Source organism: Stenotrophomonas sp. ESTM1D_MKCIP4_1, from assembly GCF_003086895.1.
In the GTDB taxonomy this organism is placed as follows: domain Bacteria; phylum Pseudomonadota; class Gammaproteobacteria; order Xanthomonadales; family Xanthomonadaceae; genus Stenotrophomonas.
In genome coordinates this window covers 4,252,209-4,266,536 of record NZ_CP026004.1, presented here as the reverse complement: position 1 = coordinate 4,266,536, position 14,328 = coordinate 4,252,209, and the positions used below count along the sequence as shown (strand labels likewise).

General features: G+C 67.5%; 13 protein-coding genes. 9 read left to right on the top strand and 4 right to left on the bottom strand.

Annotation, left to right across the window (positions count from 1 at the left end):
* Positions 1-53: 53 nt before the first annotated feature.
* From C1924_RS19310 to C1924_RS19300, 3 genes are read left to right on the top strand one after another with little or no spacing between them, the layout of a single operon-like run.
* The gene (locus C1924_RS19310; protein WP_108766760.1) at positions 54-1,592 is read left to right on the top strand and encodes an alpha/beta hydrolase; all 1,539 of its coding nucleotides are present in this window, start codon (positions 54-56) and stop codon (positions 1,590-1,592) included.
* Complete coding sequence (locus C1924_RS19305) at positions 1,589-2,335, top strand: ATP-binding cassette domain-containing protein (protein WP_108766759.1); 747 nt, start codon at positions 1,589-1,591, stop codon at positions 2,333-2,335. Before C1924_RS19310 ends, C1924_RS19305 begins: the two co-directional genes overlap by 4 nt.
* Positions 2,332-3,516 carry an ABC transporter permease gene (locus C1924_RS19300; RefSeq protein WP_108766758.1) on the top strand — a complete coding sequence of 395 codons (1,185 nt, stop codon included), beginning with the start codon at positions 2,332-2,334 and terminating at the stop codon, positions 3,514-3,516. Before C1924_RS19305 ends, C1924_RS19300 begins: the two co-directional genes overlap by 4 nt.
* 72 nt (positions 3,517-3,588) lie before the next feature.
* Here C1924_RS19300 and C1924_RS19295 read toward each other — a convergent pair whose 3' ends face one another.
* The 3 genes from C1924_RS19295 to C1924_RS19285 form a co-directional block, all read right to left on the bottom strand.
* Complete coding sequence (locus C1924_RS19295; RefSeq protein ID WP_108766757.1) at positions 3,589-4,014, bottom strand: hypothetical protein; 426 nt, start codon at positions 4,012-4,014, stop codon at positions 3,589-3,591.
* A gap of 190 nt (positions 4,015-4,204) precedes the next feature.
* Positions 4,205-5,209, bottom strand: coding sequence for an energy transducer TonB (locus C1924_RS19290; RefSeq protein ID WP_108766756.1), 1,005 nt, complete (start codon positions 5,207-5,209; stop codon positions 4,205-4,207).
* Between the two features lie 199 nt (positions 5,210-5,408).
* Positions 5,409-6,035 carry a TIGR00645 family protein gene (locus tag C1924_RS19285; RefSeq protein WP_108766755.1) on the bottom strand — a complete coding sequence of 209 codons (627 nt, stop codon included), beginning with the start codon at positions 6,033-6,035 and terminating at the stop codon, positions 5,409-5,411.
* Between the two features lie 111 nt (positions 6,036-6,146).
* On the opposite strand from C1924_RS19285, the gene C1924_RS19280 reads away from it, so the two are divergent.
* From C1924_RS19280 to C1924_RS19265, 4 genes are all read left to right on the top strand, one after another.
* The gene (locus C1924_RS19280; RefSeq protein WP_108766754.1) at positions 6,147-6,836 is read left to right on the top strand and encodes a glutathione binding-like protein; all 690 of its coding nucleotides are present in this window, start codon (positions 6,147-6,149) and stop codon (positions 6,834-6,836) included.
* Positions 6,837-7,002: 166 nt separating this feature from the next.
* Entirely contained in the window at positions 7,003-9,228 is a 2,226-nt protein-coding gene (locus C1924_RS19275; protein ID WP_108766753.1) for a S9 family peptidase, read from the top strand.
* 25 nt (positions 9,229-9,253) lie between these two features.
* Positions 9,254-9,769: a cytochrome c oxidase assembly factor Coa1 family protein gene (locus C1924_RS19270; RefSeq protein ID WP_108766752.1), complete on the top strand. Its 516-nt coding sequence runs from the start codon at positions 9,254-9,256 to the stop codon at positions 9,767-9,769.
* Positions 9,770-10,457: 688 nt separating this feature from the next.
* On the top strand, positions 10,458-12,260 hold the full coding sequence (locus C1924_RS19265) for a DUF885 domain-containing protein (RefSeq protein WP_108766751.1): 1,803 nt from the start codon (positions 10,458-10,460) through the stop codon (positions 12,258-12,260).
* A gap of 90 nt (positions 12,261-12,350) precedes the next feature.
* On the opposite strand, the gene C1924_RS19260 is transcribed toward C1924_RS19265, so the two are convergent.
* Positions 12,351-12,815: a hypothetical protein gene (locus C1924_RS19260; RefSeq protein ID WP_108766750.1), complete on the bottom strand. Its 465-nt coding sequence runs from the start codon at positions 12,813-12,815 to the stop codon at positions 12,351-12,353.
* A gap of 183 nt (positions 12,816-12,998) precedes the next feature.
* On the opposite strand from C1924_RS19260, the gene C1924_RS19255 reads away from it, so the two are divergent.
* Both C1924_RS19255 and C1924_RS19250 read left to right on the top strand, forming a co-directional pair.
* A complete protein-coding gene (locus C1924_RS19255; RefSeq protein ID WP_108767128.1) occupies positions 12,999-13,247 on the top strand; it encodes a hypothetical protein in 249 nt (82 codons plus the stop codon).
* Positions 13,248-13,399: 152 nt separating this feature from the next.
* Complete coding sequence (locus C1924_RS19250; protein WP_108766749.1) at positions 13,400-14,314, top strand: bestrophin family ion channel; 915 nt, start codon at positions 13,400-13,402, stop codon at positions 14,312-14,314.
* Positions 14,315-14,328: the final 14 nt, after the last annotated feature.

Sequence of the window (14,328 nt, the reverse complement as noted above, 5' to 3'; positions counted from 1 at the left end):
CCGCGGCGCCGCGTCGTGGTCGACAGGAACGTCCTCCAGGGGAATCAAGCACGATGCAAAGACACCATTCCGGACTGGCCAGCCTATCGGCCAGCATGTTGTTGGCCACTGTGATGCTTGCCGGGTGCAGTGCGCCGGCACCCGATGCCGCCGACGGCGGCGATACTCCCAGCCAGCGCTACGGCTCGATCGCATTCCGCCCGTGCACACTGACCACCGTCGGTGCCAGCGCGAACGTCGAGGCACAGTGCGGCACCCTGCAGGTGCCTGAGGACCGTGCCCACCCCGAGGGCCGCAGGATCGACCTGCGCATCGCCTGGCTGGAATCGGAGGACAGCGGCAACGGCCAGCCCGATCCCGTGTTCTTCCTTGCCGGCGGCCCCGGCCAGGCGGCCAGTGAAGTGGCGGTCGTCGTTGATGCCGCGCTGCGCCAGGTGCGCAAGCAGCGCGACGTGTTCCTGATCGACCAGCGTGGCACCGGCGGCTCCAATCCGCTCAGCTGCCTCGCTGCCGACGGCACGCCGCTGAAGATGGACGAGGATGCGGCGCCGAGCGAAGCGCTGATGCGTGACTACGCGCAGCAGTGTGCGGCGTCGCTGCAGGGCCGTGCCGACGCGCGCTTCTACACCACTGCCGAGGCCATCGCCGATCTGGATGCGGTGCGCCAGGCGCTGGGCGCGGACACCGTGAACCTGGTCGGCGGCTCCTACGGTACCCGGGTCGCCCAGCGTTACGCGATCGCCTATCCGCAGCACACCCGCAGCCTCGTCATCGACGGCGTGGTGCCCAATGATCTGGTGGTCGGCGGTGAGTTCGCCAACACCTTCGACAATGCCATCACCCTGCAGTCAGCGCAGTGCCGCAAGGAAGCTGCCTGCAGCAAGCGCTTCCCGGTCGACACCCGCGAGCAGCTGCGCGCCGTAGCGGCCACCCTGCGCCGGGCACCGGTCACCGTGGAGTATCGCGACCCGGGCACCAACGCGCCGCGCCAGGACGTGCTGAGCCCGGACAGCGTGGTCGGCCTGGCCTTCGCGTTCTCCTACGTGCCCCAGTATTCCGCGCTGCTGCCGCTGGTGCTCGATGAGGCGGCGCAGGGCCGCTACGCACCGCTGGCCTCGCTGGCCCGCGGCGCCAACCGCAGCATGGATTTCCAGATCAACCGTGGCATGCAGTGGTCGGTCATCTGCAGCGAAGACGCACCGCGCTACCAGGCCCCACCGGAGAGCGACGACGCACTGTTCGGACCGGAGGTGGCGCGCGCGTTCTTCGCTGCCTGCCCGGTGTGGCCGCATCAGCCGGCTGCCGCCACCCTCACCGCGCCGCTGAAGAGCGATCTGCCGGTTCTGCTGCTGTCCGGCGAACTGGATCCGGTCACCCCGCCGCGCTATGCCGAACAGGTGCTCAAGGGCCTGCCCAACGGCCGCGCACTGGTCGCCCATGGCCAGGGCCACGGCACCCTCACTGCCGGCTGCATGCCGCGCCTGCTGGGCCAGTTCATCGACACCGGCGATGCCAAGGCGCTGGACACCCGCTGCCTGGACACGCTGACCCATGTGCCGGCATTCACCTCGTTCAACGGATGGACCCCATGATCGTCGCCGACAATCTGCACAAGGCCTTCGACACCCGCACGGGTCGCGTCCAGGCGGTCGCCAACGTTGGCTTCCGTGCCGCCGATGGCCAGATCACCGGACTGCTCGGCCCCAATGGTGCCGGCAAGACCACCACCATGCGCATGCTGTACACACTGATGACGCCCGACCAGGGCAGCATCACCGTCGATGGCATCGATGCCGCGCGCGATCCGATCGAGGTGCGCCGCCACCTCGGTGTGCTGCCCGATGCGCGTGGCGTGTACAAGCGCCTGACCGCACGCGAGAACATCACCTATTTCGGCGAACTGCACGGCCTGTCGGCGCAGCGGATCCGCGAACGCATCGAGGTGCTGTCGCATGCGCTGGACATGGCCGACATCCTTGACCGCCAGACCGATGGCTTCTCGCAGGGCCAGCGTACCAAGACCGCCATCGCCCGCGCGCTGGTGCACGACCCGCGCAATGTCATCCTCGATGAACCCACCAACGGCCTGGACGTGATGACCACCCGCGCGCTGCGCCGGTTCCTGCTGGGCCTGCGCGAGGAAGGGCGCTGCGTGATCCTGTCCAGCCACATCATGCAGGAGGTTGGCGCGCTGTGTGACCACATCGTCATCATTGCCAAGGGCACCGTGATGGCGGCAGGCAGCGCCGATGAACTGCGTGCGCAGGCCGGCGAAACCAATCTGGAAGATGCGTTCGTGAAACTGATCGGCAGTGAAGAGGGCCTGCACGCATGAGCATGATGTCGACCCTGATGACCGTGATGCGCAAGGAACTGCGCGACCTCTCCCGCGACCGTCGTACGCTGGCGCTGACCCTGCTGTTCGGTCCGCTGCTGTATCCGCTGCTGATCCTGGGCATGGGCAAGCTGTCCGAAAGCCGCTTCCGTACGCAGATCGAACAGCCGCTGGACATCCCCACCATCGGCGCCGAGAACGCACCGAACCTGGTCCGCTTCCTCGCCGCGCAGGGGCTCAACGCCACCGCGGCACCGAAGGACCTGGCTGAGGCGATCCGCGCGCAGGACATCGACGTAGCGCTGCGCATCAGTCCGGAGTTCGGCAAGGACTGGGCCGATGGCAAGCCGGCGCTGGTCGAGGTGATCCGTGACAGCACGCGGCGCGCCGCCGAGGTACCCAGTGCGCGCCTGCAGTCGGCACTGTCCACCTACAACGGGCAGGTGGGGGCCTTGCGCCTGATGGCCCGTGGTGTGGACGCGCAGGTTGCACGACCGCTGGACGTGGCCACCCAGGACATGGCCAGCACCGAAGCCAAGCGCGGCATGATGCTGTCGATGCTGCTGCCGGTGCTGTTGACGCTGACCTCGTTCATCGGCGGCGCCTATCTGGTGATGGACACCACCGCCGGCGAGCGCGAGCGGCAGTCGCTGGAGCCCCTGCTCGCTACGCCCGGTTCGCGCAGCGCGATCGTCAGCGGCAAGATCGGTGCCGCCTGCGTGGTCGGCTTCGTGTCGCTGCTGCTGACCCTGGTCGCGTTCAAGGTCAGCGCACAGTTCGCCTCGGGCAACGTCAGCCGCCAGCTCAACATGAACATCCTCTCGATGGTGCAGATGCTGCTGGTGATGTTGCCGATGCTGCTGATCGGCACCTCGCTGCTGACCTACCTGTCGGCGGCGGCCAAGAGCATGAAGGAAGCGCAGAGCCACATGACCTGGCTGGTGCTGATGCCGATGCTGCCGGGCTACGCGCTGATGGCGTACCCGGTGAAGAGCCAGCTGTGGCAGTACGCGGTGCCGTTCCTGTCGCAGAACCAGATGCTGCTGAAGGTGATCCGCCACGAAGTGATCACCCCGACCATCTGGGCGATCTACCTGGGCGCCAGCCTCGGCCTCGCCGCGATCCTGTGGTTCGCCGCCGTGCGTCGTTACCACCAGGAACGCCTGGCAATCTCCGGCTGATTCCAGCCGGTGGCGCCGGGCCATGCCCGGCGGGTGTGCAGCGAGGCCCGGTCATGCCAGGCCTTGTTGTTTTCAGGCCTGTGTCGTTTGCCAGGCGGCGAAGCGCTGGGCGATCACGGGTGCCAGTCGGTCAAAGTTCTCCCAGGTATCGGCGACGTGATAAAGATCCGGGACGTGTTCACCCAGCAGATCTTCATAGTCATCGAGATACTGACCGTTCTCCATGTCGTAGTACTCGGCGGTGAATGCGTTGGCCTCATCGCTGATCATGTCGTCCACCAGCTTTCCATCGCAGACCAACAGGAACTGGCCCGGGGTCATCGTGCGCTCGGTCAACGCCTCCAGCTCATCCTGCATGTCATCCAGCAGCTCCTCGCTCGCCATGCCGCGTAGCAGCAACCACGCCAGATACATGCCGATGTGGGTAGCGCCTGCCTCGGGCGGAAGATCGGCAGGGAAGTCACCGTCAGAGTGCCAGCTGGCGTCGTCGTATTTCATGGAGGTGCCTCTGGAAGTCAGCAGGCAGCTTATTGCGCGGAGACATTCACCGGGAGTGCTGATCGCGTCAGATTGAGCCATGGCATGCTGCCTCTAACCCCCCCCTCGCCCCAAACAAACAAGGCCCGGATCGCTCCGGGCCTTTCCATGCCGCTTCGCCGGGCGTGGCCCGGCGCTGCCGTGGGTCGGGTCAACCGCCCGGGGCGAACACCAGGGTGCGGCGGGTGGTGACCGGGGCGCCCACCGGCTCGAAGCGCCAGCGCTTGACCGCATTGAGCGCTTCGCGGTCGAAGACGCGCGACGGTGTGGCGCGCAGCACGCGGGCGTTGGTCACCGAACCGTCGGTACCGACGGTGATTTCCATCAGCACTTCTCCCGAGGTGCCCGAGCGCAGGGCCTCGGCCGGGTAACGCGGCGCCGGGGTGCTGACCGGACGCAGGGTCGGGGCTGCCGTCGCGGCCGCGGCACGGGCCGCGCTGGCCTGCTGGGCGGCGGCCTGCTGCTGCTTCTGCTCGGCATCGCGGCGTGCGGCGGCCTGGCGTTCAGCCTCCTGGCGCTCGCTGTCGCGGCGGGCGGCATCCTGCTGGGCGGCGATCTGCTTGGCCGCGTCGGCTTCCTTGGCGCGCTGTTCGGCCAGGCGCTGCTGTTCAACCAGCTGCTTGGCGCGGTCCTCGGCATCCTTCTTGACCTTGGCGGTCTCGTCCTCGGTGCGCTTTGCCGCCACCTGCACGCCCTTGGTCAGGCCTTCCTTCAGGCGCGGCAGGGCCGGGGCGGACGGGTCCACCTTCTCGATCAGGGCGACCAGGCGCTGGGCTTCGGCGAAGTCTTCGCGGCCCAGGTGCTGCTCGGCGGCGATCAGGGTGTAGGGCAGCAGGTCGGTCAGCGCACTCTTCACCGAGGCGTCGTCCGGTGTCTTGTCGCGCAGCGCGAGGTAGTACTCGATGGCGTTGTCGCCGGCCGGTGCGTACATGCGGTTCTCGGCCAACGCGCGGCTGGCCGAATCGCGCAGCTGCTCGGTGCCCATCGACTGCACCTTGGCCGCCACGGCGGGTGCGGCGGGCGCTGCGGCGGGCGCGGCCGCGCCTTCGGCAGCCGGTGCAGGTGTTTCTTCCTTGCCCGAACAGGCGGCCAGGGCCAGTGCCAAGGCAACCGGCATCCACCGGCGCGCGGCAGCGTTCGTTGTGACGTGCGACATCCTGCTCCCCTTTAGAAGACGACGTTACGTAAGCCGTGGATCTGCATGGCCGGGACCGGGGTCCGGGCGTGGCGGCTGGCGTTTCCCGGCGCCGCCGCCGGCAACGGCGAGGGTGCAATCTAGCATCCCGCCCACCCTTGCGTACAAGGGTGTCGGATGTGGCGATGGCGACATTACGTGTCGCCATCGCCCTGTCAGGTCAATGCTCGGCGGGTTTGCCGTGGCTCTCGGCCTTGTCGTGGCCGCCGGACATCAGCTTGTCGGTCCAGGCGATGCCGATGGCCGACAGGATGAACACGCAGTGGATGATGGTCTGCCACAGCACACCGTCGGCGGTGAGGGTGGCGCAGGTCTGCTCGCCGATGTTGGCCGCAGCGGTGGCCATGCGCTCCGGCGGGCACAGCGGAATGCCGCCCAGGGCGCCGGTGCCGATGAACGTCTTCAGCAGATGGATGGAGGAGATGCCGATGATCGCCATCGCCAGCTTCACCTTCAGCACGCTGGCGTTGACGTGGCTCAGCCATTCCGGCTGGTCCGGATGGTTTTCCAGGCGCAGGCGCGACACGAAGGTCTCATAGCCGCCGACGATGACCATCACCAGCAGGTTGGAGATCATCACCACGTCGATCAGGCCCAGCACGATCAGCATGATCTGCTGCTCGCCCATCGAGACCGAATGTGAAATCAGGTGCCACAGTTCCTTGCCGAACAGGAACACATAGACGCACTGCGCCACGATCAGGCCCAGGTACAGCGGCAGCTGCAGCCAGCGCGAGGCAAAGATCAGGTTGGACAGGGGGGAGGGCGGCAGGCGGTTTGCACTCATGCGGGGGATGCTGCGTTTCGAGGGAGTGGCGAGGTTACCGGGCCACCATGACGGTGCCAAGCCAGCGCTCGCACTAGACTTCAGGTTCCTTCCGAACCCGAAGCCGCCGCCATGATCGACCTGTATTACTGGCCCACCCCCAACGGCCACAAAGTCACCCTGCTGCTGGAAGAAGCCGGCCTGGAGTACCGCATCCATCCGGTCAACATCGGCTCGGGTGACCAGTTCAAGCCGGAGTTCCTGGCCATTTCGCCCAACAACAAGATGCCGGCCATCGTCGACCATGCCCCGGCCGATGGTGGCGACCCGCAGAGCGTGTTCGAGTCCGGTGCCATCCTGCTCTACCTGGCCGAAAAGACCGGCCAGTTCCTGCCGAGCGATCCGCGCGGTCGTGTCACCACCCTGGAATGGCTGTTCTGGCAGATGGCCGGGCTGGGCCCGATGAGCGGCCAGATGGGCCATTTCAACGTCTACGCGCCGGAAAAGATCGTCTATGCCGTCGAGCGCTACGACAACGAGGTTCGCCGCCTGCACGGGGTAATGGACAAGCGGCTGGCCGATCACGCGTTCCTGGCCGGTGATGACTACACCATCGCCGATATGGCCAGCTACCCGTGGATTGGCGCCTACGACAAGCTGCCGGTCGACTTTGCCGCCTTCCCCCATCTCAAGCGCTGGCACGACGCCATCACCGCGCGCCCGGCCACCCAGCGTGCCTACGCCCTGCGCCAGCAGGTCAATCCCAATGCCGGCAAGCCGCTGAGCGAGGAAGAGCGCAAGCACCTGTTCGGCCAGCGTTGAGCCGCCACGGGGTCGGATCCCTTTGCGCCAGCAAAGGGCTCTGACCCCCTGCGCCTGGGCATGGGCAGAAGGTCATGCTGCCTTCGCCGGCGGCCTTGGTTAGGATGGGGGCATGACCGCTGCGCGCCTGGCGCGTGGCGGACCTGCCGTTTTGCCGGGATCTTCAATGCGCCATCTGTTCGCCTCGCTCGCCCTCATGCTCGCCACCAGCACTGCCGCCCACGCCGAAAAACTCACCCTGGAAGCCATCACCGGCCCGCTGCCGCTGTCCGGCCCCACGCTGATGAAGCCCAAGGTCGCCCCGGACGGCTCCCGCGTGACCTTCCTGCGCGGCAAGGACAGCGATCGCAATCAGCTGGATCTGTGGAGCTATGACATCGGCAGCGGCCAGACCCGCCTGCTGGTGGATTCCAAGGTGGTGCTGCCCGGCACCGAAACCCTCAGCGACGAGGAAAAGGCCCGCCGCGAGCGCCAGCGCATCGCGGCGATGACCGGCATCGTCGATTACCAGTGGTCGCCCGACGCGCAGCGCCTGCTGTTCCCGCTGGGCGGCGAACTGTACCTGTACGACCTGCAGCAGCAGGGCGCAGCGGCCGTGCGCCAGCTCACCCACGGCGAAGGCTTCGCGACCGACGCCAAGCTGTCGCCCAGGGGGGGCTTCGTCAGTTTCATCCGCGGGCGCAACCTGTGGGTGATCGATCTGGCCAGCGGCAAGCAGCTGCAGCTGACGGCCGACGGCAGCGCGACCATCGGCAACGGCGTGGCAGAGTTCGTCGCCGATGAGGAAATGGACCGCCACACCGGCTACTGGTGGGCGCCGGATGATTCGGCCATTGCCTTTGCCCGCATCGATGAAGCCCCGGTGCCGGTGCAGAAGCGCTATGAGGTCTATGCCGACCGCACCGACGTGGTGGAACAGCGCTACCCGGCCGCCGGCGACGCCAATGTGCGCGTGCAGCTGGGCGTGATCGCGCCGGCCGCCGCCGCCACGCCGCGCTGGATTGATCTGGGCAAGGAACAGGACATCTACCTGGCGCGCGTCGATTGGCGTGATGCGCAGCACCTGAGTTTCCAGCGCCAGTCGCGTGACCAGAAGCAGCTGGACCTGGTGGAAGTGGCCCTCGATGCGAACCGCCAGCGCGTGCTGGCCCACGAAACCAGCCCGACCTGGGTGCCGCTGCACAACAGCCTGCGCTTCCTGAAGGACGGCAGCGTGCTGTGGTCGTCCGAGCGCACCGGCTTCCAGCATCTGTACCGCATCGACAGCAAGGGAAAAACCACCGCGCTGACCCACGGTGAGTGGTCGGTGGATGAACTGCTGGCCGTCGATGAGCAGGCCGGCAAGGCGTACTTCCGCGCCGGCATCGATTCGGCACGCGAGAGCCAGATCTACGCCGTGTCGCTGCAGGGCGGCCAGCCGCAGCGCCTGTCCAAGGCGCCGGGCATGCACACCGCCAGCTTCGCGCACAATGCGAGCGTGTACGTGGACACCTGGTCCAACAGCACCACGCCGCCGCAGATCGAGCTGTTCCGTGCCAACGGCGAAAAGATCGCTACGCTGCTCGAGAACGACCTGGCCGACCCCAAGCATCCGTACGCGCGTTACCGCGATGCACAGCGGCCGATCGAGTTCGGCACGCTCACGGCGGCAGATGGGAAGACTCCGCTGAACTACAGCCTCATCACGCCGGCCGGTTTCGACCCGTCCAAGCGCTACCCGGTGGCGGTCTACGTGTATGGCGGCCCCGCCAGCCAGACCGTCACCGACAGCTGGCCCGGCCGTGGCGACCATCTGTTCAACCAGTACCTGGCGCAGCAGGGTTACGTGGTGTTCTCGCTGGACAACCGCGGCACCCCGCGTCGTGGCCGTGATTTCGGCGGCGCGCTGTACGGCAGGCAGGGCACGGTGGAAGTGGCCGACCAGCTGCGCGGCGTGGCCTGGCTGAAGCAGCAGCCGTGGGTGGACCCGGCGCGCATCGGCGTGCAGGGCTGGTCCAATGGCGGCTACATGACCCTGATGCTGCTGGCCAAGGCGTCGGACAGCTATGCCTGCGGCGTGGCCGGTGCGCCGGTCACCGACTGGGGCCTGTATGACAGCCACTACACCGAACGCTACATGGATCTGCCCAAGCGCAACGAGGCCGGTTATCGCGAAGCGCGCGTGCTGACCCACATCGAGGGCCTGCGTTCGCCGCTGCTGCTGATTCACGGCATGGCGGACGACAACGTGCTGTTCACCAATTCGACCAGCCTGATGAGTGCGCTGCAGAAGCGCGGCCAGCCGTTCGAGCTTATGACCTACCCGGGTGCCAAGCACGGCCTGTCCGGCGCCGATGCACTGCATCGCTACCGCGTTGCCGAGGCCTTCCTGGATCGTTGCCTCAAGCCCTGAGGGGTGACCGGGAAGGAGCCCGCCGATGAACCTGCCACCGCCGATTCCCCACCGCCACCCCGCCAGTAATGGCTGGTGGCGCCGCAACTGGCGCTGGGCGATGCCCCTGTCGGTCCTGCTGTTCCTCGGCGGGATGGGCGGCATGATCGCGTGGAGCGTGCTGCGCTGGAGCGAGGCCGCACACGAAAGCCCGCCGATGCGCGAAGCGATGCGCCGGGCCGGCTGCAGCATCGAACTGGTGCAGGTGCTGGGCGAGCCGCTGCGTTCGGCCGCGGTACCGCTGGGCAGCATGCAGACCGCGTTCGACGGCCAGCGGGATGTCGGCCTAACTGTGGCGCTGGAAGGGCCGCAGGGGCAGGGGCGGTTGTTCGTGCAGGGCATCCGCCGCAATGACGTGTGGGATTATCCGGTGATGTACGTGCTGGGCGAAGGCAAGCAGACCTACGACCTGACAGCGTTGGACGATGCCGAAGCCGCGGGCGAGTGCGCGCTGCAGGAGTGTCGCGAGCGCGGAGGGTGTCCTCCGGCGCTGGCGCTGTGACCCGCACCCAGCCCGGCCGGGTAGAGTCGACTGTCAGTCGACGGCTCTTCGCACGCCGCCAGAAAGCCCCGCGCTGCGCGCGATGGTCGACTGACAGTCGACTCTACCTGGGGCAGATTCCCTGCCGCTACGCGGCCATGACCTCCAGCCGGGCGCTGTGACCCGCGTCAGGCCTGGTGGGTAGAGTCGACTGTCAGTCGACGGCTCTTCGCACACCGCCAGAAAACCCCGCGCTGCGCGCGATGGTCGACTGACAGTCGACTCTACCTGGGGCAGATTCCCTGCCGCTACGCGGCCATGACCTCCAGCCGGGCGCTGTGACCCGCGTCAGGCCTGGTGGGTAGAGTCGACTGTCAGTCGACGGCTCTTCGCACACCGCCAGAAAACCCCGCGCTGCGCGCGATGGTCGACTGACAGTCGACTCTACCTGGGGCAGATTCCCTGCCGCTACGCGGCCATGACCTCCAGCCGGGCGCTGTGACCCGCGTCAGGCCTGGTGGGTAGAGTCGACTGTCAGTCGACGGCTCTTCGCACGCCGCCAGAAAACCCCGCGCTGCGCGCGATGGTCGACTGACAGTCGACTCTACCTGGGGCAGGCTCCCTGCCGCCATGCGGCCATGACCTCCAGCCGATTGTCGCCATCGCCCTGAGCGCGTAAGTTGCGGACACCCCTTTGCTGGAGTGTCCCATGAAGCCGATCGCGCTGGCCGTTGCCCTGGCCCTGACCGCCCCCCCGTTGCTGTCGGCACCGCCGGCCCTGGCCGCACCGGCCGCCAAGGCCGCTACGCCGGCCAGCCCGGCCTGGGTCGCCCGCAGCAATGCGCTGGCGCAGATCCTGCTCGATGCGCAGGGGCCGTTCCAGCCCGAACAGACCGGCTTCTTCGGTGTGCCCGGCTACGACGACAAGGTGGCCGACCTCGGCCCGGACAACGGCAAGCGCTTCCGCGCCGCGACGGCCAAGGCCCGCGATGCGTTGAAGGCGAAGCTGGCTACCGAGAAGGATCCCAACGTCCGCCAGGACCTGGCCATCATGATCCACGCCGCTGACCAGAGCATTGAAGGCAGCGAGCTCAACGACAGGTACCTGCTCCCGTGGAGCGACGCACCGCAGACGGTCTTCAGCGGCCTCAATCTGCTGCTGTCCGACCAGGTGCCGGCCGAGCGGCGTGCCAAGGCGCTGGATCGCCTCAAGGCCTACGCGGGCCTGCAACCCGGTGGCACCGCCTTCACCACACTGGCCCGCCAGCGGTATGAGGAGCGCCTGAAAGACAGCGCCCTGCTGCAGCCGACGCAGATTGAAGTGCAGCAGTCGCTGGACAACGTCGAAACCTACATCACCGGAATCGAGTCGCTGCTGAAGAAGTACCAGATTGCCGGCGCCGATGAGGCGATGACGGCCCTGGCCGGGCAGATGAAGGACTACGCCGCGTGGACCCGCAGGGAGGTGCTGCCGAAGGCGCGCACCGATGCACGGCTGCCGGCGCCGCTGTATGCCTACCAGCTCAAGCAGGTCGGCATCGACATCGATCCGAAGCTGCTGATGCAGCGCGCCCAGCTGGAGTTCATGGAAACCCGCTCGGCCATGCAGCAGCTGGCGCCGCTGGTGGCGAAGGAGAAGGGTCTGAAGGTGGCCGACCCGAGCGACCCGGTGGCGGTGATCCGCGCGCTGAAGGCCGACAAGATCGCCGACGATCAGCTTGAAGGCCACTACCGCAAGGTGATCGACGCGATTGATCCGTTGATCCGCGAACACGGCATCGTCGATGTGCCCAAGCGTCCCATGCAGATGCGCCTGGGGTCAGCGGCCGAAAGCGCAGCCAGCCCGGCTCCGCATTTCCTGCCGGCACCGCTGGTCAACAACACCGGGCAGCAGGGCACTTTCGTGCTGCCGCTGGGCAATCCGGCCGCCGGCCCGGGTGCGCAGTACGACGATTTCAATTTCGGTTCGGCGGCGTGGACGCTGAGCGCGCACGAAGGGCGCCCCGGTCACGAACTGCAGTTCACTGCCATGGTCGAGCGTGGTGTGTCACTGGCACGCACGATGTTCGCGTTCAATTCGGTGAACGTGGAAGGCTGGGCGCTGTACGCCGAGGCGGAAATGGTGCCGTACGAGCCGCTGGACGGGCAGCTGATCGCCCTGCAGTTCCGCCTGCTGCGCGCGGCGCGCGCCATGCTCGACCCGATGCTCAACCTCGGCCTGACCGACCGAGCCAACGGTGAGCGGGTGCTGATCGAGCAGGTCGGCCTGTCCAAGGCGATGGCCACGCAGGAACTGGACCGCTACACGGTGCGCATGCCGGGCCAGGCAGGCAGCTACTTCTATGGCTACACCCGCATCCTGGAACTGCGGATGCAGACCGAACTGGCGCTGGGCGCGAAGTTTGACCGCCTGGCGTTCAACAACTTCCTGCTCGACCAGGGCCTGCTGCCGCCGGACCAGCTGGCCGAAGCGGTGCAGCAGCAGTTCGTGCCGAAGTACCGGAAGAAGTAAGCGGTAGTGCCGGCCGCTGGCCGGCATTGCCTTTGCCCGGTGGGTTGCCGGCCAGCGGCCGGCACTACCAGCGGCCGGCGTTACCGCAGATCAACGTTGCGGGGTGGGGGTGATCGTCTGTGTCGGCAACCGTGCCGGCGCTTCCGGGTTCGGCACCCAGATCGCAACACCGGCCGCGCGCTTCTGCGTGGTCGGAATGCCGATGCCCAGGCCGCCGCCCACGTGCGAGCCGTAGCTGCCGGCACCCACCGACATGCCGACCGGCGAGCCGCTGCTGCCCACGCCCATCAGGATCACGCCATTGGCGCCCAGTGCGGCGGCTTCGCGCTTGAGCCGCGCCACGGCAGCATCGGTCTGGCCCTGCGTGCCGAAGCCCACCGCCGAGGACGATTCCAGCTGGGCGATTTCCAGCGAACCGGCCGGCGGGGTCGAATAGATCTGTACCAGCGCCGGGTCGATCGGCGCACGGGCGCGGCCCAGCATGACCTTGGAGGTACTGGCGCAACCCGCGGCGGCCAGCAGCATGGCGGTCAAGGCGACCCAACGGATGTTCATGGCGTATACCCCTGTAGGACAGTTCGGATCATCGGCCGGGGACTCTGAATCGGCGCCAACACGGGCACCCGAGCCGTGCCGGCATGCTGCCATGGCGCAGGTGAGCATGTCGCCAATGGCGGTAGGCGGCAGCGGCAGGAAGGGCTAATGTGGCGGCAGAAACCAACCACAGGGGAACGCGGCATGGGTGTGATCAGTCTGTTGTGGGGCATCGTGGCGTTGCTGTGGATGATCCTGGCCCTGATCCCGCTGCTGGGCTGGGGCAACTGGTTCCTCATTCCGTTCGCGGCGGTGGGTGCGGTCATCGCCGCGCTGGGCATCCTCTTCACCCACCCCAGCAAGCGCGGCCGTGCCAAGACCGGTCTGGTCCTGAACGGTATCGTGGTGGTCGTCGGCATCATCCGCCTGAGCCTGGGCGGTGGGCTGCTCTGAGCGGCATGCTCTGAACAAGCTGCTCCGAGTCGCGCCCATGGGTGCGACCGGGCGTCGCAGCCCCACGGCCCGGGGCCGGGCAGGGGAGTACAATGCGGCGCTGCGCGAGCCCCCCGCGTGCCTGTGAAACCGCGCCCGGCGCGGCTGCCCCCATGATCATTCGTCCCCGCCCCCGCGGCTGTCAACTGCTGTACATCCTGCGTGGCTCCATCGTGCCGGCCATCGCGCCGAAGGTGCTGGCCATCCTGGTGCTGTCCATCGCGGTGGCTGCGGTGGTGGAGCTGGCCCCGCCGATCGGCATCGAGCGGGTATCGGCTACCCCGTTCACCCTGCTCGGCCTGGTCCTGTCCATCTTCCTCAGCTTCCGCAACAGCGCCTGCTACGACCGCTGGTGGGAAGGCCGCAAGCTGTGGGGCCAGCTGATCTACGAATCGCGCTCGCTGGCGCGCCAGGTGAACCTTCTGCTGGGCGACAGCGAGGCCCGCCGCCGCATTGCCTACCTCACCACGGCATTCGCCCACGCCCTGGCCGCACGCCTGCGCGGGCGCGTGGTGGCCCTGGTGGCGCTGCCATGGCTGGACGACCCGCAGCGCGAACAACTGGCCAAGCGCGAAAACGTACCCGACGCACTGCTGTCGATGATTGCCGCCGAGCTGGCCCAGGCGCTGCGCAGCGGCGATCTGGAGCCGATCCTGTACACCCAGCTGGAAGACCGCCTGCACGCGATGTCCTCCATCCAGGCCGGCTGCGAGCGCATCCTCAGCACGCCGCTGCCGTTCGCCTACACCCTGCTGCTGCACCGCTGCGCGTGGATGTTCTGCGTGCTGCTGCCGTTCGGCCTGGCCAGTTCGCTGGGCTGGGGCACGCCGGTACTGTCGGCGGTGCTGGCCTATGCCTTCTTCGGTCTGGATCAGCTGGGTGAAGAAATGGAAGAGCCCTTCGGCTTGGAGCCGAACGACCTGCCGCTGGACGCCATGGTGCGCACGATCGAAATCGACCAGCTCGACGCGCTCGGCGAACGCCCCCTGCCCGAACCCCTGCTGCCGCAGGGCTACCTGTTGCAATAGCCACTCCTCGGAGC

Excerpts from the sequence above, each read along its gene's own strand:
- C1924_RS19255 (WP_108767128.1), top strand. The coding sequence starts at position 12,999 with ATGGGTGTGATCAGTCTGTTGTGGGGCATCGTGGCGTTGCTGTGGATG.
- C1924_RS19250 (WP_108766749.1), top strand. The coding sequence starts at position 13,400 with ATGATCATTCGTCCCCGCCCCCGCGGCTGTCAACTGCTGTACATCCTG.
- C1924_RS19310 (WP_108766760.1), top strand. The coding sequence starts at position 54 with ATGCAAAGACACCATTCCGGACTGGCCAGCCTATCGGCCAGCATGTTG.
- C1924_RS19270 (WP_108766752.1), top strand. The coding sequence starts at position 9,254 with ATGAACCTGCCACCGCCGATTCCCCACCGCCACCCCGCCAGTAATGGC.
- C1924_RS19280 (WP_108766754.1), top strand. The coding sequence starts at position 6,147 with ATGATCGACCTGTATTACTGGCCCACCCCCAACGGCCACAAAGTCACC.
- C1924_RS19290 (WP_108766756.1), bottom strand. The coding sequence starts at position 5,209 with ATGTCGCACGTCACAACGAACGCTGCCGCGCGCCGGTGGATGCCGGTT.
- C1924_RS19275 (WP_108766753.1), top strand. The coding sequence starts at position 7,003 with ATGCGCCATCTGTTCGCCTCGCTCGCCCTCATGCTCGCCACCAGCACT.
- C1924_RS19260 (WP_108766750.1), bottom strand. The coding sequence starts at position 12,815 with ATGAACATCCGTTGGGTCGCCTTGACCGCCATGCTGCTGGCCGCCGCG.
- C1924_RS19300 (WP_108766758.1), top strand. The coding sequence starts at position 2,332 with ATGAGCATGATGTCGACCCTGATGACCGTGATGCGCAAGGAACTGCGC.
- C1924_RS19285 (WP_108766755.1), bottom strand. The coding sequence starts at position 6,035 with ATGAGTGCAAACCGCCTGCCGCCCTCCCCCCTGTCCAACCTGATCTTT.
- C1924_RS19305 (WP_108766759.1), top strand. The coding sequence starts at position 1,589 with ATGATCGTCGCCGACAATCTGCACAAGGCCTTCGACACCCGCACGGGT.
- C1924_RS19265 (WP_108766751.1), top strand. The coding sequence starts at position 10,458 with ATGAAGCCGATCGCGCTGGCCGTTGCCCTGGCCCTGACCGCCCCCCCG.
- C1924_RS19295 (WP_108766757.1), bottom strand. The coding sequence starts at position 4,014 with ATGAAATACGACGACGCCAGCTGGCACTCTGACGGTGACTTCCCTGCC.